The organism is Gaiella occulta (assembly GCF_003351045.1).
GTDB classification, from domain to species: Bacteria; Actinomycetota; Thermoleophilia; order Gaiellales; family Gaiellaceae; genus Gaiella; species Gaiella occulta.
Genome location: NZ_QQZY01000002.1, coordinates 588,551 through 610,195, shown reverse-complemented (window position 1 = coordinate 610,195; position 21,645 = coordinate 588,551). Strand labels below are relative to the sequence as shown.

Genomic DNA, 21,645 nt, shown 5'->3' with positions numbered 1-21,645 from the left:
GTTGTCCAATCCGCCCTCGAGGCCGTCGCGTAGGATCGTATGCATGATCCCCATCGACCGTCCCGGAAAGATCGTCTGCGTCGGCCTCAACTACAAGGACCACGCCGAGGAGCAGGGAGTCGACCTCCCCCAGGCTCCGCTGTTCTTCGCGAAGTACACGACCTCGCTGATCGGCCCCGGCGATGCGATCGTGATCCCGCCCGTCGTGCGGCAGTGCGACTACGAGGCCGAGCTGGGCGTCGTCATCGGCACCACCGTCCGCAACGTCTCGAAGGAGAACGCGATGGAGGCGGTGCGCGGCTACGTCGTCGCGAACGACGTGTCCGCGCGCGACCTGCAGTTCGCCGACGGCCAGTGGACGCGCGGCAAGTCGCCGGACACGTTCTGCCCGATCGGCCCGCTCGTGCCGGCGTCCGAGGTTCCCGACCCGCACGCGCTCGGCATCCGGGCGATCGTCTCGGGGGAGACGCTGCAGGACTCGACGACCGCCAACCTCATCTTCGGCATCGACGAGATCATCAGCTACGCGTCGCTCACGTCCACGCTCGAGGCGGGCGACCTGATCCTGACCGGCACCCCGGCCGGCGTCGGCATCTTCCGCGAGCCGAAGCGGCTGCTTGAGCCGGGCGACACCGTGACGATCCAGATCGACGGTCTCGGGGAGATCACCAATCCGGTCGTCGCCGCTTGACGGCGACGGTTGACGCGAGACGAATCGATCATCGATAGTTGCGGCTCTGGCGCCGGCGAGGAGAAGCAGTGAGATCCAGGACGGGTGAGCGGTGAAGGCGATCACACGGACGGTGCTCCGCGAGCAGGTGAAGGACGTGCTGCTGCAGCGCATCGTCCGGGGCGAGCTGCAGCCGGGCGAGCGGCTCGTGGAGACCCGGATCGCCCAGGATCTGGGCACGAGCCAGGCACCCGTGCGCGAGGCGCTGCGCGACCTCGAGCTGCTGCGCCTCGTGGAATCGGAGCCGTTCCGCGGCGCGCGCGTGCGCGAGTTCGGCGAGGAGGAGCTGATCGAGGTGTATCCCGTGCGGGCGGCGCTCGAGGACCTCGCCGCGAGGGAGGCGGCCGTCCGCCTCGCGGGCGACGTGTCCACGCTCGAATCTGCGGTCGCGGCGATGCGGGCGGCGGCGAAGCGCGGCGACCTGCACGCGCTCGTGCAGCACGACTTCGCCTTCCATCGCGTGATCGTGGAAGCGGCCGGCAACGCGGTGCTGACCCAGTGCTGGAAGTCGCTCGGGGTCGAGGGGCGGATCACGCTCACCATCTACGGCACGCAGGTCGAGCCGGAAGAGGCCGCGGAGCTACACGTCCCGATCCTCGAGGCGATCCGGGCCGAGACCGCTGCCAAGGCGGGCCGGGAGGCGCGCAAGCACGTGGAGTACTTCGCCAAGCTGGCACGGGGGAAGGCCGCCCGCTGAGCGAGCCGGAGGTACGGGCAACGGACGAGGGAGGCGGCACGACGGTCGTGCTCGCGGTGCGCTGGCGTGCCCGGCCAGGTGCCGAGGAGGAGGTGGCGGCCTTGCTCGCCCGGCTCGCGCCGCTCTCCCGCGCCGAGCCCGGCTGCCTGCAGTACGACCCGCACCGCGACCCCGACGATCCACGCGCCTTCTTCCTGTTCGAGCGCTACGCCGACGAGGCTGCCCTGGAGCGGCACGCTGCCAGCCAGCACTTCCGCGAGCTCGTGCTCGGCCAGGCGCTGCCGTTGCTCGAGTCGCGCGAACGGGTGCGCTACGTGCCCCTCCTGCCCGATTGAAGAAGGGCAACGGTGCCGCGGTGCTCGGAGATCACGAGGCGATGCGGCGAAAGTGCTCGACCGCCTGCCGCACGCCGTCGGCGAGCGGAGTGCGCGGGAGCGGCCCGATCGCGCGCTCCAGCGCCGTCGCCTCGAGCTGCGCCGGAAACGGCAGCCCGGTCTCCTCGAAGCGGATCATCCCGGCGGCGTCGGGTGCCGCCGCCTCGATCGCGGCGATGACCTCGGCCATGTGCGCGGGGACGCCGGGGTAGTTGGCGGCGATCGCCCCCGTCGAGACCGCGGCGCTCGCGCGCGCGAAGGCGAGGCCGACGTCGGGCGCGTAGTCGTACTGGGCGGCTCCTCCGTAGGAGATCGTGAACGGGTCTCCGCGTGCGGCCGCCTGCATCGCGAGCGTCGGCGTCGAGGTGAGGCCCTGGTCGCGGGCGGGCCCGTAGACGACGTACGGGCGGATGGCGATGGAGGGAATGCCGTCGTCGGCCCAGTAGACGCGCGCCGTCCCCTCGTTCGCGAGCTTGAAGACGCCGTAGTGCGTGCGCGGCGAGAACGGCCCGACCTCCGGCGCCGGCGACGGGTCATCGGGGCCGTAGACGGCGGCCGACGACGCGAGCGCGACGCCGGGAATGCGGTCGCGCCGCTGCTTCACCGCCTCGAACACGGCGACCGTGCCCTCGACGTTGACGCGGGCGCCGAGCGGCGGGTTCGCGCGGCAGAACGGCACCTGCAGGCCCGCGAGGTGGACGACGCGCGTGACGCCGTGGCGGTCCATGACCGCGCCGAGGCGTTCGACGTCCGTGACGTCGCCCTGCTCCAGCGTCACGCGCGCCGCGTCCTCGCCGAGCACGAGGCGCAGCCGGTGCGGGTCGTCGACCCGCAGATCGTAGGCGACGACGGACGCGCCCTCGTCGAGAAACGCCTTCGCCGTCCAGGCGCCGAGGCAGCCGAGCGCACCCGTGACGAGCGCGACGCGCCCACGAAGTCGATCATCGTTTCCCATGCGAAAACCCTATCGCGCCGGATCGCAGCAGCCGCGGGAGTGGGGCTTGCGATGGCGCGCTCGTGAGCGCCGGACAGCCCGAGCGACACCATGCCCGCGCGCGACGACCCGAGCGACCGCCTCCGAGGCGCAGGGCTAGAGCAGGCCTTGCGCGCGCTGGCGCGCGCGCAAGGCCTGCTCCGCCTCGTCCTCCTCGCGGAAGAGCCGGACGAGCAGCCAGGTGATCGCGGCGAAGAAGACGATCGCCTGCTCGGCCGACATGAGGATGCCGCCGAAGTTCTGGTCCTTCGCGGCGGAGATCCCCCACAGGCGCTCGGGCCGTGTCTCGTAGTAGCCGTACACGGGCGGCGCGAACGTGAGCGCGAGCCCGAGGAAGGCCGAGAACACGAACGCGGCGAAGACGTATGCGATCCGCGCGAGCGTCGCGGCCGACCGCGGTGCGTCCGCGAGGACCGGCCACCAGAAGAGCAGGCCGATGGCGATCATGAACGCGTGCTCAAGGTTGAGCAGCGCCGCATGGCGGACGGCGATGTCGTAGACGGCGCCGAGATGGACGACGTACCAGCCGACGAGCCAGATGGGGAACGCCGCCATCGGCCGGGTCAGCCACGCGAACGCGGCCCCTCCGCGGGCAGCGACGGCCGCGCGCATGGAAGGCGTGAGGCCGAGGATGAGGAGAGGCGGCGCCCAGTCCGAGATGATGACGTTCTGCAGGAGGTGGAAGAGCACGAGGTACTCGACGGCGATCGTCTCGAGCGGCGAGTTGAGCGCGAGCACGATCATCAGCACCCCGGTGGCGAAGAGCGTGGTCCGTGTGCGTGAGGAGCGCCCGGCGGGCGCGCGCAGGTAGAGCCAGAGCGCGAGCGCGCCGAGCGCCGCGAAGAGCGGCTCGAACGTGAACGACCAGGGGGAGGGCATCAGGCGGGCCGGTGCTCGCCGACCGCCACCGCGGCCAGGCGCCGCCGCGAGGCCCGCAGCAGCACGAGGAAGCAGGTGCCGACGGTGAGCGTCTGCTCGAGCATCATCACGAGCCCGGCGAGCTTCTGGTCGCTGAGCGGAGACAGGCCGAGGAGGCGCCGCGGCTCCTCGGCGTAGGTGGAGAACAGCGGCTCGAAGCTGAACAGGATCACGTACGCGAGCACCTGGCCCGTCCAGAAGACGAGCGCGGTGTAGCCGAGGCGCTCGGCGAGGGAAAGCCGCTCGTGCCGGGAGGGGTCGATCATCTGCGTCCAGACGAGGAGGCCTCCCAGCACGAAGCTGAGGTGCTCGAGATCGTGGACGGCGCGATGGTGGAGGGCAGCTTCGTACAGCGGTGGGATGTGCCAGCCGACGAGGACGGCGACCCAGACGCCGTAGCTCACGCCGGGACGGAGCAGGAACGAGAGCGTGCGCCGCAGCGCCCGCATGCGTGCGAGCGCTGCGATGAGGTTGCGGGGGAGGAAGAAGACGGCGAGCGGGCCGCGGACGGCGAGCAGGAGCAGGACGACGCCAAGATCGGCGATGAGCACGTGTTGCAGCATGTGCACCCACTGCAGGTAGCGCTCGCCGATGTAGTCGATGGGGGAGACGATCGCGAGCACCGTGACGGACACGCCGGCGACGAAGAGCGGGATGCGCGTCCACGGCGCGAGGCCGGCGCGACGGCGGTGGAGGCGGCTCCAGCCGTGGAGGAAGAAGGCGATCGCGACGATGCCGCCCCCGACCACGAGCGGCTGGAACGACCAGGCGCGCCAGAGGCTCTCGGTCGTCACACCGGGATTGTAGGGCCGTCCCGACGCGGGCCCGGGCGGCACCGCCGCAGCGGGCCACGGCATGCCTCCGAGCGATTACGCTCTGACGGTGAGCGGCTTTCGCACGATCGACGAGCTCGAGGACGCCCTGCGTGGCGCGGACTACCTGCCCGACCGCGGCCTCTCGACGGCGCTCTTCCTCGCCCTCGCGCTCGAGAAGCCCCTCCTGCTCGAGGGGGAGGCGGGCGTGGGCAAGACCGAGGCGGCGAAGTCGCTCGCGCAGGCGACGGGCTCGCGCCTGATCCGGCTGCAGTGCTACGAGGGTCTCGACGTCGCGCACGCCGTCTACGAGTGGAACTACCCGCGCCAGCTCCTGCACATCCGCGCCGCGCAGGAGGGAACGGTGTCCGAGGACGAGCTCTTCGGCCCCGAGTTCCTGATCCGGCGGCCGCTGCTCGAGGCGATCGACGGCGACGAGCCCGTCGTGCTGCTGATCGACGAGATCGACCGGGCCGACGAGGAGTTCGAGGCGTTCCTGCTCGAGGTGCTCTCCGACTTCCAGATCACGATCCCCGAGCTCGGCACGATCCGCGCCCGCCGCCGGCCCGCGGTGATCCTCACGTCGAACCGCACGCGCGAGCTGCACGACGCGCTCAAGCGCCGTGCCCTCTTCCACTGGATCGGCCACCCGTCGATCGAGCGCGAGATCGAGATCGTGAAGATCCGCATCCCGGGCGTCTCGGAGCGTCTCGCCGCGCAGGCCGCGGCGTTCGTCCGCGAGCTGCGCGGCCTCGATCTCGCCAAGCCGCCCGGCGTGGCCGAGACGATCGACTGGGCGATGGCGCTCAACGCGCTCGGCCGCCAGGAGATCGACGCGGAGGTCGTCGAGCAGACGCTCGGCTCGGTGCTGAAGTACCGTGAGGACATCGAGGCGGTGCGCGACGAGACGCTCGCGCGGCTCGTCGACAGCGCCCGCACGACCGCGGGAGCATAGGAGCGATCATGGCCGACGCCGTCGTCCGCCACGTCGTCACCTTCGGTCGCGTCCTGCGCGAGGTCGGCCTCGAGGTGGGGCCCGGCCGCGTCGCCGACGCGCTCCGCGCTCTCGATGCCGTCGATCTCGAGCGCCAGGAGGACGTCTACTTCTCCCTGCGGCAGACGCTCGTCTGCCGGCAGGACGAGCTCGACCTGTTCGACCGCGCTTTCAACGCGTGGTTCCTGCGCGCGCCGGTGCTGCCGCCCCTGCGCACCGCGCCGAGCCCGGTCGCGCAGCAGCGCGTCGGCGAGTCGCTTGCCGACAGAGCCCGCGACGACGGCGAGCGGGACGACGAGCTCGGCGACCCGCTCGAGCTCGGCGCTTCCGGCCACGAGCTGCTGCGCGAGAAGGACTTCGCGGAGATGACCCCCGCCGAGTACCGCCGGGTCAAGCGGCTCATCGCCGCGATCGCCGAGAACCGGCCGCTGCGCTCCTCGCGCCGCCGCTCGTCCGATCCGCGCGGCGACCGGCTGGACATGCGCAGGCTGATCCGCCGTTCCCTGCGTACCGGCGGCGACCCGGTCGAGCGGCCGTTCCGCGCGCGCAAGCGGGTGGCGCGGAAGCTCGTCGTCCTCTGCGACGTCTCGGGCTCGATGGACGCCTATGCCCGCGCGCTCGTCCTCTTCCTCCACGCCGCCGTCGGCTCCGGCCCGGGAGTGGAGGCGTTCGCGTTCGGCACGCGGCTGTCGCGGCTGACGGCGGAGCTCGGCACGCGCGATCCGGAGTCCGCCCTCGAGAAGTGCACCGAGGCGGTCACCGACTGGGGCAGCGGCACGCGCATCGGCGCGTCGCTGAAGGAGTTCAACGACGTCTACGGCAAGCGGGCGCTGTCGCGCGGCGCCGTCGTCGTCATCGTGTCGGATGGGTGGGAGCGGCAGGATCCGGCACTCGTCGGCCGGGAAATGGCACGGCTGGCGCGCGCCGCCTACGCGGTCGTGTGGGTCAACCCGCTGAAGGGCAATCCCGAGTACCAGCCGCTTGCCGGAGGGATGCGCGCCGCGCTGCCCTTCGTCGACCGCTTCCTGCCGGGCCACAATCTGAGAAGTCTGGAAGAGCTGGCGGCCGTGCTCGCCGGCATCGAGAGGAGGCATGCAGCGTGAAGGAGATCCTGGACGAGGTCGGCCGCTGGCGCGAGGCGGGCGAGCGTGTGGTCGTCGCGACGGTCGTCGCCACCCGGCGCTCGGCGCCGCGCCCCGTCGGCACGAGCCTGGCCGTGTCCGAGTCGGGCAAGATGTGCGGCTCGGTGTCGGGCGGCTGCGTCGAGAGCGACGTGTTCGAGAACGCCATCGAGGTGATGCGGTCGGGAGAGCCACGGCTGCTCCACTACGGCATCAGCGACGACATGGCGTGGAGCGTGGGCCTGCCGTGCGGCGGCGAGATCGACGTGTTCGTGGAACCCGTCGAATGAGCCTTCTCGCGCGTCTGTCGAAGCTGCGCGCCTCGGGCGAGCGCGGCGTGCTGTTCACCGTGGTGGAGGGCGAGGGCTGCGGGTCGAAGCTGCTCGTGCTCGAGTCCGGAGAGACGTTCGGGGGCGGCGTGCCCGAGGAGGCGAGCGGCCGCTTCGGCGAGATCGTGCGCCGCGGGCGCAACACCTTGCTCACGCTCGACGACGGCGCCACGAAGGTGTTCGCCGAGTGGTACGGCCCGCCGCCGCGGTTGTTCGTGTACGGGGCCGTCGACACGGCGGAGGCGTTGTGCAAGGGGGCGAAGCTGCTCGGCTGGACGGCGATCGTCGCCGATGCCAGGGCCACGTTCCTGACGCCCGAGCGCATCCCGTCCGCCGACCGCCTGATCGCGAAGTGGCCCCAGGACGCTCTCGCGGAGATCGCTCCCGACCACCAGACGGCCGTGGTCGTGCTCACCCACGACGACAAGTTCGACGAGCCGGCCCTGATCAGCGCGCTCGACACGGAGGCGTTCTACATCGGTGCGCTCGGCTCCCGCCGCAACCAGGAGCGGCGCCGGCAGCGCCTGCTCGAGGCCGGCGTGGCCGAGGAGAAGCTCGACCGCATCGCCGGCCCCTGCGGTCTCGACATCGGCGCCGACACACAGGCCGAGACGGCGCTCTCGATCCTGGCCGAGATCCTCGCCACCCGCGCCGGCCGCAAGGGCGGAACGCTGCGCGAGGCCGGGCAGCGCATCCACGCCGAGGTGGAGTGATCGTGCCGCCTCGAGCCGGTGGCCGTGCGCCGGTGCGCTACGCGGTGACGGCGCCGTCGACGACGATCTCGGCGCCCGTCACGTAGCGCGCGGCGTCGGAGGCGAGGAAGACCACCACCTCGGCGACCTCCTCCGGCGCGGCCAGCCGCCGCCCGAGCGGCACGCGCTGCGCGATCTCCTCGTGCCCGGCGTCGATCATCCCGGTGTCGACGTAGCCGGGGAAGACCGTGTTGACGCGGATCCCGTCCCGCGCGAGCTCAGCGGCCGCCTGCCGGCTCATCCCGCGCACGGCCCACTTGCTCGCCGCATACGCGGACGGCACCTGCGCGCCGCGCAGGCCTGCGAGCGATGAGATGTTGACGATCGAGCCTGATCCGGCCGCACGCATCGACGGGACGACCGCGCGCATGCCAAGGAAGGCCCCCACCTGGTTGATGTCGATCACGCGGCGGTAGTCGGCGAGCGAGGTCTCCTCGATCGTCTTCGCGAGCCAGACGCCGGCGTTGTTGACGAGCACGTCGAGACGGCCGTACCGGTCGAGCGCCCACGCGACGGTCTCGGACCAGTCGGTCTCGCCCGTAACGTCGAGGTGCCGGTAGTCGGCCATGTCGCCGATCGCCGCCGCGGTCGCCTCGCCCTCGGCGTCGGAGACGTCGGCGAGGATGACGTGAGCGCCCTCGGCAGCGAGCAGCCGCGCCTCTGCGGCGCCCTGGCCGCGCGGCGATGCGGCCCCGGTGACGATCGCCACGCGCCCGTCTAGGCGTCCCATTCGACCTCCGGCGCGAGCGGCCCGCGGAACGAGACGTCGGAGACGACCGAGCGGTCGGCGGCGGCGGCGTAGAACACCGGCGCCTCCGCCCGTGCCTGGGCGAAGAACGCGTACGGATCGCCCAGCAGGGGCTCGAGGAAGGGATCGTACGCCGCCGCCACAGCCTCCGCGACCGCGCCACCGCCGCCGTCCGTTCGCGCTGTCCTCACCGTCTTGACTGCCTGCATGTCCTCTGCCAGTCTAACTGGTTAGTGGTCTGATATGTTCATCAGTTAGCGGGAGGGATGTCAAACTCCGCCCGCAAGACGGCAACCCGAAACAAGGACTGACTCGTGACAGCATCAGCAGCGACGACCTCCCAGCGACAGGCATGGGCGGCGCTTCGCCTGCCCGCTCCCTGCCACGGCTTCGTGCGTGCCAGCGGCGACCTCTTCGAGAGCACCGACCCGGCGACGGGAGAGGTCGTCGCGGAGCTCGCAGTGTCCACCCCGGATGACGTCGACCGGGCGGTCGCGGCCGCGAGGCAGGCGCTCGAGTCTTCCGACTGGGGCGCGAACGGCGAGGCTCGAGCGCGGGTGCTGTACGGCTTCGCCCAGGCGCTGCGCGCCGACCAGGACCGGCTCGCGGAGCTGCTCACCCGCGAGCAGGGAAAGACGATCCACGAAGCCCGGATCGAGATCGCGAGCTCGGCCAAGATGACCGAGTACTACGCGGGGCTGGCCCGGATGGTGTACGGCCGCTCCGCCGTGCTCGGCCAAGAGGTGACGGGCGTCGTCCTGCGTGAGCCGGTCGGCGTCGTGGCCGTGATCACGCCCTGGAACTGGCCGCTCGTCCTGCTCGTCCGCTCGCTTGCGCCCGCGCTCGCGGCGGGCAACGCGACGGTCGTCAAGCCGGCGAGCCTTACGTCGGCGATCACCGTCGAGGCGCTCGCCCTCCTCGCCTCGCAGCCGGGCCTGCCCGCGGGGATCCTCATGTGCGTGCTCGGCTCGGGCGGGATCGTGGGCGACGCGCTCGTCGGCCACGACGGCACCGACATGATCGCGTTCACGGGCGAGACCGAGACGGGGATCCGCGTCATGAAGCGCGCGGCCGAGGGGCTGCGCAAGGTCGCCCTCGAGTTGGGCGGCAAGGCGCCCAACGTCGTCTTCGCCGACGCGAAGCTCGATAAGGCGCTTGCAGGGGCGGAGAGCGCGATCTTCACGACCTGCGGTCAGATCTGCACCGCCGGCAGCCGGCTCCTCGTCGAGGACGCGCTCTACGACGAGTTCCTGGAGCGCCTCGGAGCGGTCACGAACGGCCTTCGCGTCGGGGACGGGCTCGACCCGGCGTCGCAGCTCGGCCCCGTCGCGTCCGCGTCCCAACGCAACAAGGTGCTCGACTACGTGGAGCGAGGGAAGGCCGAAGGCCGGCTCGTCGCCGGAGGCGCCGCGCTCGCGGGCGAGCCGTACGATGCAGGCTGCTTCGTCTCGCCTGCGATCTTCGCCGACCTGCCCGCCGACTCGAGCCTGATCCGGGACGAGATCTTCGGGCCAGTGTTGACGGTGCAGCGCTTCGGCGACGAGGCCGAGGCAGTCGCGCTCGCGAACGACACCGAGTATGGCCTCGCAGCCGGGCTCTGGACGCAGGACGTCGACCGTGCCTGGCGAGTCGGCCGCGCGATCCGAGCCGGGACGATCTGGATCAACACGTACCACCACTTCTACGACGAGATGGAGGTGGGAGGTTTCAAGCGCTCGGGCGTCGGCCGCCAGCAGGGGCTCGAGGGGCTGTACGAGTTCACCGAGACGAAGCACCTGAACTTCGACGGCAAGAGTACCCTCTGGTGAGCGGCCGGGAGTTGGCAGGGCAGGTTGCGATCGTGACGGGCGCCGCTCGCGCGATCGGGCGCACGACCGCGGAGACGCTCGCCGCGCGCGGCGCGACGGTGGTGTCGATCGACCTGCTCCCTGCAGACGACACCGTTGCGGCGATCGAGGCGGGCGGCGGCACGGCGCTCGCCCTGGCGGCAGACGTGACCGACGAGGCGGCCGTCGAGGATGCGGTGGCACGCGTCACCGGGACGTACGGCCGCGTCGACGTCCTCGTCAACAACGCCGGCCTGTTTGCCGGCATCGAGCGGCGGCCGTTCTGGGAGATTCCGCTCGACGAGTGGGAGCACGTCCTGACGGTCAACGTCCGCTCCGTATTCCTCTGCTCGAGGGCGGTCGCCGCACCGATGCGCGAGGCAGGGGTCGGGCGCATCGTCAACATCGCCTCCAACGTGATCACGTTCGGCATGGCGAACCTGATGCACTACGTCGCCTCCAAGTCGGCCGTCGTCGGGATCACGCGCAGCATGGCGCGCGAGCTGGGGCCGTCGGGCATCGCCGTCAACGCGGTCGCGCCGGGGCTCGTGACGACGGAGATCACCGCGCAGACCGTGCCCGAGGAGTATCGACGGCTCGTCGCCGAGGGTCAGTGCCTGCAGCAGGCGATCCTCCCCTCGGACATCGCGGAGGCGGTTGCGTACCTCGCCGGCCCCGCGGCCCGCATGATCACCGGCCAGACCGTGCTCGTCAACGGTGGCGCCACGATGGGGCCCGCATGAAGTACGCGGTCTCGATCAAGTTCATGTGGGCCGACCTTCCACTCGCCGAGCGTGCGCGGCGCGCCGCTGCGCACGGCTTCGATCGCGTCGATCTCTGGGACTGGCGCGGGGAGGACATCGAAGGGCTTGCGGCCGCCTGCCGCGAGACCGGCCTCGAGATCGCCTGCGTCTTCGGGCACTCGCGCGGGGCGCTGTGCGACCCCACACAGCACGACGCCGTGCTCGAATCGCTCGCGGAGACGGTTGCCGCCGCGGAGCGGCTCGGCTTCCTGCAGCTGTCCATGTTCTCCGATGCCCGCGGTCCGGACGGCACGTTCCTCCCGGGGCCTCCGCTCACGGACGCCCGGAAGCGGCGCGCCTGCGTCGACTGCCTGCGCGAGTGCGTGAAGCTCGTCGAGGGCACGCCGATGACGCTGACGCTCGAGGCGATCAACACGGTCTTCGTGCCGACGTACTTTCTCGCCGATTTCGGGGCGTCGCTCGAGATCTGCCGCGAGGTCGACCATCCGCAGCTGCGGGTGTTCTTCGACGCCTACCACCAGCAGCTCGTGGGCGGGCGGCTGCTCGACAACCTTGTCGACGGCCTGCCGTGGATCGCCTCGGTGCACATCGCCGATGTCCCCGGTCGCGGCGCTCCCGGAACCGGCGAGATCAACTTCCACTCGATCCGCCGGGTGCTCGAGGAGTACGGCTACGACCGGCAGGTGACGTTCGAGGTCGTCCCGACGGGCGATCCCGAAGAGGAGATCGCCGCATGCAAGGCGGTGTTCCCGTTCTGATGCGCGGGCTCGACGGACGAAGGGTGCTCGTCACCGGCGCCGCGGGCGGCATCGGCGCCGCGGTGGCGGAGCGGCTCGTCGCCGAGAGTGCGCTGGTCGCGGCCGCCGACCTGCGCGCGCCGGACACCTCGAGCGGCGCGGTCGCGTACCTGGGCGCCGACGTGACGGACGCCGCCGACGCGGAGCGCCTCGTCGTAGAGGCCCGCGAGGCGCTCGGCGGCCTCGACGCGCTCGTGCTCGCCGCCGGGATCCACTACATCGGGCCGACACACGAGACGTCGATCGAGGACTTCGACCGCGTCGTCGACGTCAGCCTGCGCGGCACCTGGCTCTGCTGCCGCGCCGCGCTGCCCGGTCTGCTGGCACAGGGCCACGGCTTCATCGTCACGTTCGGGTCGACCGCGGCTCTCGTCGGCGCCCCTCGCCTCGCCGCGTACTCCGCGGCCAAGGGCGCGGTGCTCAACTTCACGAAGTCGATCGGCGCCGAGTACGCACGGCAGGGGCTACGCGCGAACTGCCTCTGTCCGGGCGCCACCGAGACGCCGCTGCTCAAGACGCTGATGGCGGAGCGACCCGACGCGCAGCACTTCCGCGACGCACACCCGATCGGGCGCTTCGCGACGCCGGAGGAGATCGCGGGCGTGGCCGCCTACCTCGTGAGCGATGAGGCCTCGTTCTTCGTCGGCTCTGCGGTCGTCTGCGACGGAGGGTTCACCGCGGTATGAGTGCGCCGCCGCGATGGGAGGTCGGTACGTGAGCATGATCGATCTGCCGATCGAGCGCCTGCTCGGGCTGTATCGCGACATGCTGCTCATCCGGCGCTTCGAGGAACGGGCCGCCGATCTCCGCATGGCCGGCCTGATCCCCGGCTTCCTCCATCCGTACATCGGTCAGGAGGCGGTCGCGGTGGGCGTCTGCGCCGCGCTCGGCCCCGACGCGGCGATCACGAGCACGCACCGCGGTCATGGCCACATGCTCGCGCGTGGCGCGTCGCCGGCGCGGATGTACGCCGAGCTCTACGCGCGGCGTGACGGCTACAACCGGGCGAAGGGCGGCTCGCTGCACATGATCGACACGGAGCTCGGGTTCCTCGGCGCGAACGGAATCGTCGGCGGCGGCATCCCGCTCGCCACCGGTGCCGGACTGCAGCTGAAGCGGACAGGCGTTCCGGCCGTCGCGGTCTCGTTCTTCGGCGACGGCGCCACCAACGAGGGCGCCTTCCACGAGTCGCTCAACCTCGCCTCGCTCTGGAAGCTGCCAGTGCTCTTCGTCTGCGAGAACAACCTCTACGGCGAGTTCACCCGGCAGGATCGCCACCAGACGGTGAAGGATGTCGCCGTGCGCGCCGCCTCCTACGAGATGCCGGGCGTGATCGCCGACGGCAACGACGTGCTCGACGTCCATAGCGTCGCCCGCGAGGCGGCGGACCGCGCGATCGCGGGGGAGGGCCCGACGTTGATCGAGGCGAAGACCTACCGCCACCGCGGCCACTACGAGGGCGACATGGGCGCGTACCGGCCTCCGGAGGAGGTGGCAGAGTGGATGGCACGCGATCCGATCCTCACGTTCGGCGCCCGGCTCGTCTCCGAACACGGGGTCGGGCAGGAAGCGCTCGACGCGGTTGCGGGGGAGGTCGAGCAGACGCTCGACGAGGCGGCGGCGTATGCCGAGGCGAGCCCGCACCCTGCACCCGAGGAGGCGCTTGAGGACGTGTACGCAGACAGCTACGAGGGGATGGCGCTGCGATGAGGACGATCACGTACGCCTCGGCGATCGCCGAGGCGCTCGCCGAGGAGATGGAGCGCGACGAGCAGGTATTCCTGATCGGGGAGGACATTGGCGAGTCCGGCGGCGTCTTCGGCGTGACGAAGGGGCTCTACAGGCGCTTCGGCGCCGAGCGGGTGCTGGACACCCCGATCTCCGAGGAGGCGATCGCGGGGGCCGCGGTCGGCGCGGCTCTGCTCGGCGGCAGGCCGGTGGTCGAGATCATGTTCTCGGACTTCGCGACGCTGGCGATGGACATGATCGTCAACCAGGCGGCGAAGACCCACTACATGAGCGGCGGGCGGCTGACGGCGCCGGTGACGCTGCGGCTCGTGACGGGCACGGCCGGAGCGACGGCGGCCCAGCACTCGCAGAGCCTGGAGGCGTGGTTCACCCACGTGCCCGGGCTCAAGTGCGTGGCTCCTTCTACGCCGGAGGACGCGAAAGCTCTCATGAAAGCCGCGATCCGCGACCCCGATCCGGTCTGCGTCTTCGAGCACAAGCAGCTCTACTTCAGCAAGGGCGAGGTGCCGGACGACCTCGAGGCGCTACGGCTCGGGCAGGCACGCATCGCGCGGGAGGGGAGCGACGTCACCGTCGTCGCCTACCTGAAGACCCTGCACGAGGCGCTCGCCGCGGCCGAGGCGCTTGCCGAGGAGGGGATCTCCGTGGAGGTGCTCGACCCGCGCAGCCTCGTGCCCTTCGATCGCGAGGCCCTGCGGGCTTCGCTCGAGAAGACGGGCCGCCTGCTGATCGCCCACGAGGCGCCGCAGCGCGGAGGGTTCGGCGCGGAGATCGCGGCGATCGCCGCCGGTGAGTGCTTCGAGCTCCTGCGGGCGCCGGTCGTGCGCGCCTGCGGTACGAACACCCCGGTGCCGTACGCGCCCGAGCTCGAGGGCTTCGTCATCCCGGACGCCGCGCGCATCGCCGACGGCGTCCGCTCGCTCGTCGCGGCGGGGGTGTCGCACTGATGGCCGCCACGGTGAAGCTGCCGAAGTTCGGCCTCACGATGGAGGAGGCGACCATCAACGAGTGGGTCGTGGGCGTCGGCGAGGCGATCGAGCAGGGCCAGACGCTCGCGACGATCGAGAGCGAGAAGGTCGAGATGGAGCTGCCGTCGCCCGCGTCGGGGATCGTGGCGGAGCACCTCGTCGCGGTCGGCGAGACGGTGCCGCTCGGCACGCCGGTGGCCGTGATCGTCGCCGACGCAGCCGAGCTCGAGAGCTACGAGCCGAGAGGAGGCTGAGGTGCCGGTCGTCACCGTCCAGCTCTGGGAGGGACGTACCCTGGAGCAGAAGCGGGCGCTCGTGAAGGCGATCACCGAAGCGATGGTCGAGCACGCCGATGCGAAGCCGGACTGCCTGCACGTCATCCTGCAGGAGATCCCGCGTGAGAACTGGGCGCGCGCAGGGGTGCTCGGCGTCGACCGGAAGGACGCATGACGCTCGCCGCCCTCGACCCGCAGCGCACGGCGCTGCTCGTGATCGACATGCAGAACGCGTTCTGCCACCCCGAGGGCACGCTCGGCATCTCCGGCGTGAACGTCGCGCCCGCGACCGCGGCGATTCCGATCGTCTCCCGTCTCGTCTCCTCGTGCAAGGCGGCCGGCGTCCCGGTGCTGTGGTCGCAGCAGGTGCACTTCGCGACCGACGCCGGACGCGCCCGCAAGCGGCTTCCGTCGCACACGCACAAGCGCGCCCGGGTGTCGGCGCTCGCGGGCACCTGGGACGCGCAGCTCGTCGACGAGCTCGCGCCGCTCGCCGACGACCCGAGCCTCGTCTTCACGAAACACCGCTTCGGCTGTTTCTACGAGACCCGCCTCGAGGCGATGCTGCGCATGCTCGGCACCGAGGCGTTGCTCGTCTGCGGCGTGACCGCGAACGCCTGCGTCGAGACGACGCTGCGCGAGGCGTACCTGCGCGACTACGACGTGGTCGCGGTGACCGACTGCATCGCCGCCGTGCGCCCCGAGTGGGAGCCGCTCGCGCATGCGGTGTGGGGGCAGTACTTCGGCGTGCTCGCGCGCTCCGACGAGGTCGTCGACTGGCTCGCCGGCGCTTCGGCTCCCCGCGCGCTCGGGCTGGGTCACCTGCTTCTGCAGGTGACGGATCTCGACGCCGCCGAGGCCTTCTACGTCGGGCTTCTCGGGCTCACCGTTCGCAAGCGCGAGGCCTTCCGCGACGGGCGCCCGCTGATCGCCACCAACGAGGGGCTCGGGCTCACGAACGGCCGGCCGGAGGGCGCGGGCCCGCTCGAGCATCTCGCCTTTCGCGGCTCCGGCATCGCCGCGCTGGCGGAGCGGGCTGCGGCCAGGGGCGTCGAGATCGTGCGCGGCCCCGAGCCGAGCGCCTACGGCCTGTCCCTCTACCTCACCGACCCCGACGGGAACGTGGTCGAGGTGTTTGCAGACGAGACGGCATGACGGAGCAGCTGACCGGGATCGCCGACGAGATCGTCCGCAAGATGGGCCTGGCGATGGACGAGCGTGGCCTCGACGCGCTCGTGGCGACGTCGCCCGAGAACGTGGCTTGGGCGTCGGGGGCGGCACCCCCGTCGCAGAGGACGGTGCGCTCGCGCCTCGCGGCGGCGATCGTGCCGCGGGCCGGCGACAGCGAGCTCGTCGCGATCGCGCTCGAGGGGCCGGTCGTGCGCACCCAGTCCCGGCTCGACGGGCTGCGGCTGTACGAGGAGTTCGTCGAGGACCCGGTGCTCGTGTTCGCCGACTCGCTGCGACAGCGCGGCGTCGAGCGCGCGGCGATCGGCGTCGAGGAGACCCATCTCTCACACGCCGACTACGGCAAGCTCGCGGCCGCCCTGCCGGGCGCACGGCTCGTCCGGGCAGACGAGCTGTTCGAGGAGCTGCGCATGGTGAAGACGCCGGCCGAGATCGAGGCGATCAGGGACATCGGCGGCGCTGCCGATCGCATCGCAAGGGAGGTGTGCGGGCGCTTCGGGTCCGGCTCGAGCGAGCGCGAGATCGCGAACTTCGTCGCCGAGCGCTATGCCGAGGCAGGCGGCGACGGGCTGACGATGCTCGTCGTCGGCTCCGGGCCGCGGTCGGCGGCGGTGAACGCGCCGCCGACGAGTCGCGTGCTCGAGCGCGGCGACGTGATCCGGCTCGACATCATCGGCACGAAAGGCCGCTACTACTCCGACGTCGCGCGCACCGCCGTCGTCGGCGAGCCGACAAGCGAGCAGCAGCACGTGTACGACCTGCTCATGGGCGTCCACCGGCGCTGCCTCGACGCACTGCGCCCGGGAGCGCTGACCTCCGACGTGTACCGCATCTACCGCGAGGCAATGGACGAGGCGGGGCTTCCGCCCTACCACTTCGTCGGGCACGGGCTCGGGGTCACCCTGCACGAGGACCCGTTCGTGAACGAGCTCACGGAGATCCCGCTGCAGGAGGGGATGGTGCTCTGCATCGAGCCGCTGACGCTGCTCGAGGGGCGGTTCGGTGTGCAGATCGAGGACGAGGTGCTGATCACCGCGGACGGCTACGAGCCGTTCTCCGAGGCGGGCGAGCTGCTGCGGATGGCGGGGTAGAGCGGTGCATGTGACGGGATGTGAGGTCTTCCTCGTGGCGCTACCGTCGCGCCGCGAGCACACGTGGGCGAGCAAGATGGAGACGCCGATCGGGCATCACGCGATCGTCCGCCTCGATACCGACGAGGGTCTGTCGGGCTGGGGCGAGTCCCCGGCGATCGCCACGTGGGGCGGCGCGCACGGGCGCTTCTACGGCGAGACGCCCGAGACTGTGAAGCACATGGTCGAGGCGTACCTCGTGCCCGCGATACGGGGCGTCGATCCGGCCGAGATCGCCATCGTCCACGCACGCATGGACAAGGTGGTGAAGGGCAACCCCTATGCGAAGGCGGCGGTCGACATCGCCTGTTACGACATCGCCGGCAAGGCGCAGGGCGTGCCCGTCTCGACGCTGCTCGGCGGCCGGCTGCGCGACGGGATCGAGGTCGCCCACTCCCTCGGGATCATGGAGATCGATCGTTGCATCGCGGAGGCCGAGCAGGCGATTGCCGAGGGCGCACGCACGATCAAGTGCAAGACCGGCCTCGACCCCGAGCGCGACGTCGAGCTCGTGCGTCGCCTACGGGAGACGGCCGGCGACGCCGTCCGGATCCGGGTGGACGGTAACGAGGGCTACCGGACAGTGGCCGAGGCGGTCGAGACGACGAAGCGGCAGGAGGAGTACGGCATCTTCCTATGCGAGCAGCCCCTCGCGGGCGTCGAGGCGCTCGCGCGTGTCGCCGAGCGGATCGACGTGCCAGTGATGGCGGACGAGTCGGCCTGGACGGCGCACGACATCCTCGAGCTGCACGAGCTCGGGGCCGCGGAGTGCTTCTCCTGCTACGTGACGAAGCCGGGGGGGCTCCACCGCGCGCGCCAGCAGGCGGAGTTCGCGGCCGTGCTAGGCATGTACCACGACATCGGCGGCTCGATCGAGATGGGGATCGGCAACGCCGCCAATCTCCACCTCGGAGCGGCGATGCCGCTCGCGATCCTGCCGAGCGTGTGCCCCGTGACGAAGCCCGCTGGGGCGCCGGGCCCCGAGATCGCGGGCGTCTACTACCTCGACGACGTCGTCGCTGCGCCGTTCCGGTTCGAGGACGGCAAGGTGATGGTCCCCGACGGCCCCGGCCTCGGCGTCGAGGTCGACGTCGAGAAGCTCGCCCGCTACGCGGTGTGACGGTCGTCTGCGTCATCGGCGCGGGGGCCGGCGGCGCGGCCGCGGTCGTCGAGCTGACGCTCGCCGGCCACGAGCTGCGCTGGTGGAACGGCCGCCACGCCACGATTGCGCCGTTCCGCGAGGCGGGCGGGGTGCGCTACGAGGGCGTGCTGGGCGAGGGCTTCGCGGGGCCGGCGGTGTTTGCCGACTCGCTCGCCGGGGCACTCGCCGGCGCGGACGTCGCCATGGTCTGCCTGCCCGCGCTCGCCCACGAGGCGGTCGCCGGCGCGCTCGTCGACGCCGCCGTCTCGTGCCCCATCCTGCTCAACCCTGGCCACACGGGCGGGGCACTGCACGTCGCGGCGGTCTTCCGGGAGCGCGGCGCCGTGCCGCCGCCGCTCGTCGAGTTCTCCACGCTCACGTACGTCGCCCGCAAGCCCGACCCGGGCTCGGTGCGCATCACGGGCGCCGCGGGCTGCGTCCGTGCGGCCTGCCTGCCCGGCGGCGAGGATGCTCTCGCCCTGGCGCACACGCTCTATCCCACCGCGACGCCGGTCCGCGATGTGATCGCCTCCAGCCTCGCGAACGTCAACCTCGTCCTGCACACCCCGGGCGCGATCCTCTCGGCTGCCTGGGTGGAGGCGACGGGCGGCGAGTTCCGCTTCTACGTGGACGCCATGACGCCGGGGGTCGCGAGGTCGATCGCTACCCTCGACCGGGAGCGCCTCGCCGTGGCGGCCGCTTTCGGGCACGAGCTGCCGCCGCTCGTCGAGGAGATGCTGGCGATCGGGACCGTCGACGACGCCGACGCGGTCGCGCGCGGCGACGTGCGTACCGCGATCGCCGGAGGCGAGGCTAACCGCCTCATCCGAGCCCCGGACTCGCTCGACCACCGCTACTACTGCGAGGACTTCGGCTACGGGCTCGTGCCGATGCTCGAGCTGGCGAGGATCGGCGGCGTGGAGACGCCGTACGTCACGGCGCTCGTCGAGGTCGCGTCGGCGCTGCGTGGTGAGGACCTGCGCTCGACGGGGCTGACGGCGGAGCGGCTCGGCATCTCCGGGCTCGACCGCGACAGCCTGCTGGAGCTCGTGCGGGCGACGGCGTGAGTCTCGCCGGGATCCGGATCGCCGTCGTCGCGGGCGACGAGCGCGAGCAGGAGATCGCGCGGCTCGCCGCCGCCGGCGGCGCGCAGGTCTCGGCATACGGTTTCCCTTGGCCCGACAACGGGATCGAGGGTGTCACGCTCGCGGCGACCGCGGCAGAGGCGATGTGCGGAGCGCACTACGCGCTCTTCCCGATCCCCGGCATCGCCGCCGACGGGTCGCTGTTCGCCCCTGCGGCCCCGGCCCCGATCGTCCCGGCCGCCGGGCTGCTTCGCGAGCTCGCCCCCGGCGCCCACGTCATCCTCGGCACCGCGGACGACGGGCTGCGCCAGGCGGCGGCCGAGGTCGGCCTGACGCTGCACGAGTACGAGCACGACAAGGAGCTGATGCTTCTGCGCGGTCCCGCCATCGTCGAGGGCGTCCTCGCCGCCGCGATCGCACACACGCGGGTGACGCTGCACGGCTCCCGCGTGGCGGTCGTGGGGCACGGCACGATCGGGGCGCTCCTCGCGCGGACGCTCGTGCTGCTCGGCGCCCGCGTCACCGTCGTCGCGCGCGATCCCGTGCAGCGAGCCGCCGCGCTCGCCGCCGGCGCCGACGCGGTGCCGTTCGAGGGGCTCGCCGGGCTCGCGCCGGCGCTCGCCATGCTCTTCTCCACCGTGCCGACACGGGTCGTCGACCGTGCGCTGCTCGAGCTGCTGCCGCGCGGTGCCCTCGTCATCGACCTGGCCGCGCCACCGGGAGGGGTCGACCTCGACGCCGCGCGAGAGCTCGGGCTCGAGGCGGTCTGGGCGCGGGGTCTCGGGCGCCGCGCGCCCGTCACCGTCGGAGCGAGCCAGTGGACGGGTATCCGGAGGATCATCGACTCGATCGAGGAGGATCGACGTGGAAGCTGACCTGGTGATTCGCAACGCCCGTATCGTCACCCACACGGGCGAGACGTTCGGGGGCGTGGCCGTGCGCGGAGAGCAGATCGTCGCCCTCGGCGCGAGCGACGCGCTCCCGGCCGGGACGCGCGAGATCGACGCCGACGGCCGCGTGCTCATGCCGGGCGTGATCGACCCGCACTGCCACCTCGGCGTCAACTACCCCTACGACGAGGACATGCGCACCGAGACGGCGCAGGCGGCGCGCGGCGGCATCACGACGATCCTCCTCTACATCCGTACGAAGGAGCCGTCCTACATCCCGTTCTATAGGGAGCGATCGGCCGTCGGCGAGGAGAACGTGCACGTCGACTTCGGCTTCCACTTCGGCATCCAGCGCGAGGAGCATGTTCACGAGATCGAGCGGATCGTGGCCGAGACGGGGGTGCGCTCGTTCAAGCTCTACTTCGGCTACGAGGCCGAGAACCCGATCGGGATCGTCCCGGCCACCGACGGCTGGGTGTACGCGACGATGCGCACCGCGGCGCAGATCCCGGGTGGCGTCGTCTCCGTCCACTGCGAGAACACCGGCATCGCCACGTGGCTGAAGCAGGAGCTGATCGCCACGGGCCGCCAGGACCTCGGTGCCTTCACCGAGTCCCGGCCCGCGTTCTGCGAGGTGGAGACGATCCAGCGCATGATCTTCCTCGCCGAGCTGACGGGATGCCCACTCTACGTTGTCCACACCACCGTCGGGCAGGGGCCCGTGGTGGCGGAGGCCGCGCGGGCGCGCGGCGTCGACGTCACGATCGAGACCTGCCCTCACTACCTGACGCGCAGCTGCTACGACCCGGACCTCGACATGCGCGCGAAGATCTCGCCGCCGCTGCGCGACCGCGACGAGATCGAAGGGCTCTGGCGCGGCATCTTCGCCGGCACGGTGCGCAGCCTCGGCTCCGACCACGTCCCCTTCTTCCCCAAGGAGGGCAATGACCTCTGGAAGGAGAAGCCCGGGATCGTCTCGTTCCCGTGGGAGCTGCCGCTACTGCTGAACGAGGGGGTGCACAACCGCGGGCTGCCGCTCTCTCGGCTCGTGGAGATGAACAGCTACACGCCGGCGCGCCGCTTCGGGCTCTACCCGCGCAAGGGGTCGCTCACCGTCGGCGCCGACGCCGACCTCGTCCTCGTCGACCTCGATGAGGAGCGGGAGGTCGTCCACGACGGCAAGGGCACGTGCATCTACGAGGGCATGCGGCTGCGCGGCTGGCCCGTGCTGACCGTTGCGCGCGGGCGGGTCGTGTTCGAGGAAGGCAAGGTCGACCCGGACGCGTCGGGTCGCGGTCGCTGCGTGACGCGGCCCGACCGCTCGCCGTACGGCGCATGACGTCGTCGCTGCCGGTCACGACGG

The 21,645-nt window shown here is 71.6% G+C and carries 26 protein-coding genes; 21 read left to right on the top strand and 5 right to left on the bottom strand.

What is annotated here, in order from left to right:
- Positions 1-43: 43 nt before the first annotated feature.
- The 3 genes from Gocc_RS06750 (at position 44) to Gocc_RS06740 (ending at position 1,762) form a co-directional block, all read left to right on the top strand.
- A complete protein-coding gene (locus Gocc_RS06750) occupies positions 44-691 on the top strand; it encodes a fumarylacetoacetate hydrolase family protein (RefSeq protein ID WP_114795744.1) in 648 nt (215 codons plus the stop codon).
- Positions 692-782: 91 nt separating this feature from the next.
- Positions 783-1,427, top strand: a complete 645-nt coding sequence (locus tag Gocc_RS06745) for a GntR family transcriptional regulator (RefSeq protein ID WP_114795743.1) — start codon at positions 783-785, stop codon at positions 1,425-1,427.
- A gap of 47 nt (positions 1,428-1,474) precedes the next feature.
- Positions 1,475-1,762 (top strand): putative quinol monooxygenase, encoded by a 288-nt coding sequence (locus Gocc_RS06740; protein WP_114795742.1) that lies wholly within the window; start codon positions 1,475-1,477, stop codon positions 1,760-1,762.
- A gap of 31 nt (positions 1,763-1,793) precedes the next feature.
- Here Gocc_RS06740 and Gocc_RS06735 read toward each other — a convergent pair whose 3' ends face one another.
- From Gocc_RS06735 to Gocc_RS06725, 3 genes are all read right to left on the bottom strand, one after another.
- A complete protein-coding gene (locus tag Gocc_RS06735; RefSeq protein WP_114795741.1) occupies positions 1,794-2,756 on the bottom strand; it encodes an NAD-dependent epimerase/dehydratase family protein in 963 nt (320 codons plus the stop codon).
- 135 nt (positions 2,757-2,891) lie between these two features.
- Positions 2,892-3,674, bottom strand: a complete 783-nt coding sequence (locus Gocc_RS06730) for a cytochrome c oxidase assembly protein (RefSeq protein ID WP_114795740.1) — start codon at positions 3,672-3,674, stop codon at positions 2,892-2,894.
- Complete coding sequence (locus tag Gocc_RS06725) at positions 3,674-4,507, bottom strand: cytochrome c oxidase assembly protein (protein ID WP_181813434.1); 834 nt, start codon at positions 4,505-4,507, stop codon at positions 3,674-3,676. Before Gocc_RS06725 ends, Gocc_RS06730 begins: the two co-directional genes overlap by 1 nt.
- 82 nt (positions 4,508-4,589) lie before the next feature.
- Here Gocc_RS06725 and Gocc_RS06720 point away from each other — a divergent pair, with 82 nt between their 5' ends.
- From Gocc_RS06720 to Gocc_RS06705, 4 genes are read left to right on the top strand one after another with little or no spacing between them, the layout of a single operon-like run.
- On the top strand, positions 4,590-5,480 hold the full coding sequence (locus tag Gocc_RS06720) for an AAA family ATPase (RefSeq protein WP_422717985.1): 891 nt from the start codon (positions 4,590-4,592) through the stop codon (positions 5,478-5,480).
- Positions 5,481-5,488: 8 nt separating this feature from the next.
- Positions 5,489-6,622: a vWA domain-containing protein gene (locus Gocc_RS06715; RefSeq protein WP_114795737.1), complete on the top strand. Its 1,134-nt coding sequence runs from the start codon at positions 5,489-5,491 to the stop codon at positions 6,620-6,622.
- The gene (locus Gocc_RS06710) at positions 6,619-6,930 is read left to right on the top strand and encodes an XdhC family protein (protein ID WP_114795736.1); all 312 of its coding nucleotides are present in this window, start codon (positions 6,619-6,621) and stop codon (positions 6,928-6,930) included. Before Gocc_RS06715 ends, Gocc_RS06710 begins: the two co-directional genes overlap by 4 nt.
- Positions 6,927-7,682 carry an XdhC family protein gene (locus Gocc_RS06705; RefSeq protein WP_114795735.1) on the top strand — a complete coding sequence of 252 codons (756 nt, stop codon included), beginning with the start codon at positions 6,927-6,929 and terminating at the stop codon, positions 7,680-7,682. Before Gocc_RS06710 ends, Gocc_RS06705 begins: the two co-directional genes overlap by 4 nt.
- Before the next feature lie 37 nt (positions 7,683-7,719).
- Here the strand turns inward: Gocc_RS06705 and Gocc_RS06700 are convergent, their stop codons facing one another.
- Positions 7,720-8,430, bottom strand: a complete 711-nt coding sequence (locus Gocc_RS06700; RefSeq protein WP_220150488.1) for a glucose 1-dehydrogenase — start codon at positions 8,428-8,430, stop codon at positions 7,720-7,722.
- An 8-nt stretch (positions 8,431-8,438) separates the two neighbouring features.
- On the bottom strand, positions 8,439-8,678 hold the full coding sequence (locus tag Gocc_RS06695; protein WP_114795733.1) for a hypothetical protein: 240 nt from the start codon (positions 8,676-8,678) through the stop codon (positions 8,439-8,441).
- 105 nt (positions 8,679-8,783) lie between these two features.
- Here Gocc_RS06695 and Gocc_RS06690 point away from each other — a divergent pair, with 105 nt between their 5' ends.
- Genes Gocc_RS06690 through Gocc_RS06625 form a run of 14 tightly spaced genes read left to right on the top strand, consistent with a single transcriptional unit; the run spans position 8,784 to position 21,621 of the window.
- On the top strand, positions 8,784-10,277 hold the full coding sequence (locus Gocc_RS06690) for an aldehyde dehydrogenase family protein (RefSeq protein ID WP_220150487.1): 1,494 nt from the start codon (positions 8,784-8,786) through the stop codon (positions 10,275-10,277).
- A complete protein-coding gene (locus tag Gocc_RS06685) occupies positions 10,274-11,038 on the top strand; it encodes an SDR family NAD(P)-dependent oxidoreductase (protein WP_181813433.1) in 765 nt (254 codons plus the stop codon). The genes Gocc_RS06690 and Gocc_RS06685 overlap by 4 nt, the downstream gene beginning before the upstream one ends.
- Positions 11,035-11,817 carry a TIM barrel protein gene (locus tag Gocc_RS06680; protein WP_114795731.1) on the top strand — a complete coding sequence of 261 codons (783 nt, stop codon included), beginning with the start codon at positions 11,035-11,037 and terminating at the stop codon, positions 11,815-11,817. The genes Gocc_RS06685 and Gocc_RS06680 overlap by 4 nt, the downstream gene beginning before the upstream one ends.
- A complete protein-coding gene (locus Gocc_RS06675; protein ID WP_114795730.1) occupies positions 11,793-12,542 on the top strand; it encodes an SDR family NAD(P)-dependent oxidoreductase in 750 nt (249 codons plus the stop codon). Before Gocc_RS06680 ends, Gocc_RS06675 begins: the two co-directional genes overlap by 25 nt.
- A gap of 37 nt (positions 12,543-12,579) precedes the next feature.
- Complete coding sequence (locus Gocc_RS06670) at positions 12,580-13,566, top strand: thiamine pyrophosphate-dependent dehydrogenase E1 component subunit alpha (RefSeq protein ID WP_422717984.1); 987 nt, start codon at positions 12,580-12,582, stop codon at positions 13,564-13,566.
- A complete protein-coding gene (locus tag Gocc_RS06665; RefSeq protein ID WP_114795728.1) occupies positions 13,563-14,552 on the top strand; it encodes an alpha-ketoacid dehydrogenase subunit beta in 990 nt (329 codons plus the stop codon). Before Gocc_RS06670 ends, Gocc_RS06665 begins: the two co-directional genes overlap by 4 nt.
- Entirely contained in the window at positions 14,552-14,827 is a 276-nt protein-coding gene (locus Gocc_RS06660; protein ID WP_114795727.1) for a biotin/lipoyl-containing protein, read from the top strand. The genes Gocc_RS06665 and Gocc_RS06660 overlap by 1 nt, the downstream gene beginning before the upstream one ends.
- A 1-nt stretch (position 14,828) precedes the next feature.
- The gene (locus tag Gocc_RS06655; protein ID WP_114795726.1) at positions 14,829-15,023 is read left to right on the top strand and encodes a 2-hydroxymuconate tautomerase; all 195 of its coding nucleotides are present in this window, start codon (positions 14,829-14,831) and stop codon (positions 15,021-15,023) included.
- The gene (locus Gocc_RS06650; RefSeq protein WP_114795725.1) at positions 15,020-16,003 is read left to right on the top strand and encodes an isochorismatase family protein; all 984 of its coding nucleotides are present in this window, start codon (positions 15,020-15,022) and stop codon (positions 16,001-16,003) included. Before Gocc_RS06655 ends, Gocc_RS06650 begins: the two co-directional genes overlap by 4 nt.
- A complete protein-coding gene (locus Gocc_RS06645; protein WP_114795724.1) occupies positions 16,000-17,127 on the top strand; it encodes a M24 family metallopeptidase in 1,128 nt (375 codons plus the stop codon). Before Gocc_RS06650 ends, Gocc_RS06645 begins: the two co-directional genes overlap by 4 nt.
- A 10-nt stretch (positions 17,128-17,137) precedes the next feature.
- Positions 17,138-18,286, top strand: coding sequence for a mandelate racemase/muconate lactonizing enzyme family protein (locus Gocc_RS06640; protein WP_220150485.1), 1,149 nt, complete (start codon positions 17,138-17,140; stop codon positions 18,284-18,286).
- Positions 18,283-19,374, top strand: a complete 1,092-nt coding sequence (locus Gocc_RS06635) for an NAD/NADP octopine/nopaline dehydrogenase family protein (RefSeq protein ID WP_220150484.1) — start codon at positions 18,283-18,285, stop codon at positions 19,372-19,374. The genes Gocc_RS06640 and Gocc_RS06635 overlap by 4 nt, the downstream gene beginning before the upstream one ends.
- Positions 19,371-20,267 (top strand): dipicolinate synthase subunit DpsA, encoded by an 897-nt coding sequence (locus Gocc_RS06630; protein ID WP_114795723.1) that lies wholly within the window; start codon positions 19,371-19,373, stop codon positions 20,265-20,267. The genes Gocc_RS06635 and Gocc_RS06630 overlap by 4 nt, the downstream gene beginning before the upstream one ends.
- Positions 20,257-21,621, top strand: a complete 1,365-nt coding sequence (locus tag Gocc_RS06625) for a dihydroorotase (protein ID WP_114795722.1) — start codon at positions 20,257-20,259, stop codon at positions 21,619-21,621. Before Gocc_RS06630 ends, Gocc_RS06625 begins: the two co-directional genes overlap by 11 nt.
- Positions 21,622-21,645 lie beyond the last annotated feature (24 nt).

Bases quoted from the DNA above. Each gene is read 5' to 3' on its own strand.
- Gocc_RS06680 (WP_114795731.1), top strand. From the start codon at position 11,035: ATGAAGTACGCGGTCTCGATCAAGTTCATGTGGGCCGACCTTCCACTC.
- Gocc_RS06750 (WP_114795744.1), top strand. From the start codon at position 44: ATGATCCCCATCGACCGTCCCGGAAAGATCGTCTGCGTCGGCCTCAAC.
- Gocc_RS06675 (WP_114795730.1), top strand. From the start codon at position 11,793: ATGCAAGGCGGTGTTCCCGTTCTGATGCGCGGGCTCGACGGACGAAGG.
- Gocc_RS06695 (WP_114795733.1), bottom strand. From the start codon at position 8,678: ATGCAGGCAGTCAAGACGGTGAGGACAGCGCGAACGGACGGCGGCGGT.
- Gocc_RS06665 (WP_114795728.1), top strand. From the start codon at position 13,563: ATGAGGACGATCACGTACGCCTCGGCGATCGCCGAGGCGCTCGCCGAG.
- Gocc_RS06715 (WP_114795737.1), top strand. From the start codon at position 5,489: ATGGCCGACGCCGTCGTCCGCCACGTCGTCACCTTCGGTCGCGTCCTG.
- Gocc_RS06650 (WP_114795725.1), top strand. From the start codon at position 15,020: ATGACGCTCGCCGCCCTCGACCCGCAGCGCACGGCGCTGCTCGTGATC.
- Gocc_RS06705 (WP_114795735.1), top strand. From the start codon at position 6,927: ATGAGCCTTCTCGCGCGTCTGTCGAAGCTGCGCGCCTCGGGCGAGCGC.
- Gocc_RS06645 (WP_114795724.1), top strand. From the start codon at position 16,000: ATGACGGAGCAGCTGACCGGGATCGCCGACGAGATCGTCCGCAAGATG.
- Gocc_RS06730 (WP_114795740.1), bottom strand. From the start codon at position 3,674: ATGCCCTCCCCCTGGTCGTTCACGTTCGAGCCGCTCTTCGCGGCGCTC.
- Gocc_RS06660 (WP_114795727.1), top strand. From the start codon at position 14,552: ATGGCCGCCACGGTGAAGCTGCCGAAGTTCGGCCTCACGATGGAGGAG.
- Gocc_RS06735 (WP_114795741.1), bottom strand. From the start codon at position 2,756: ATGGGAAACGATGATCGACTTCGTGGGCGCGTCGCGCTCGTCACGGGT.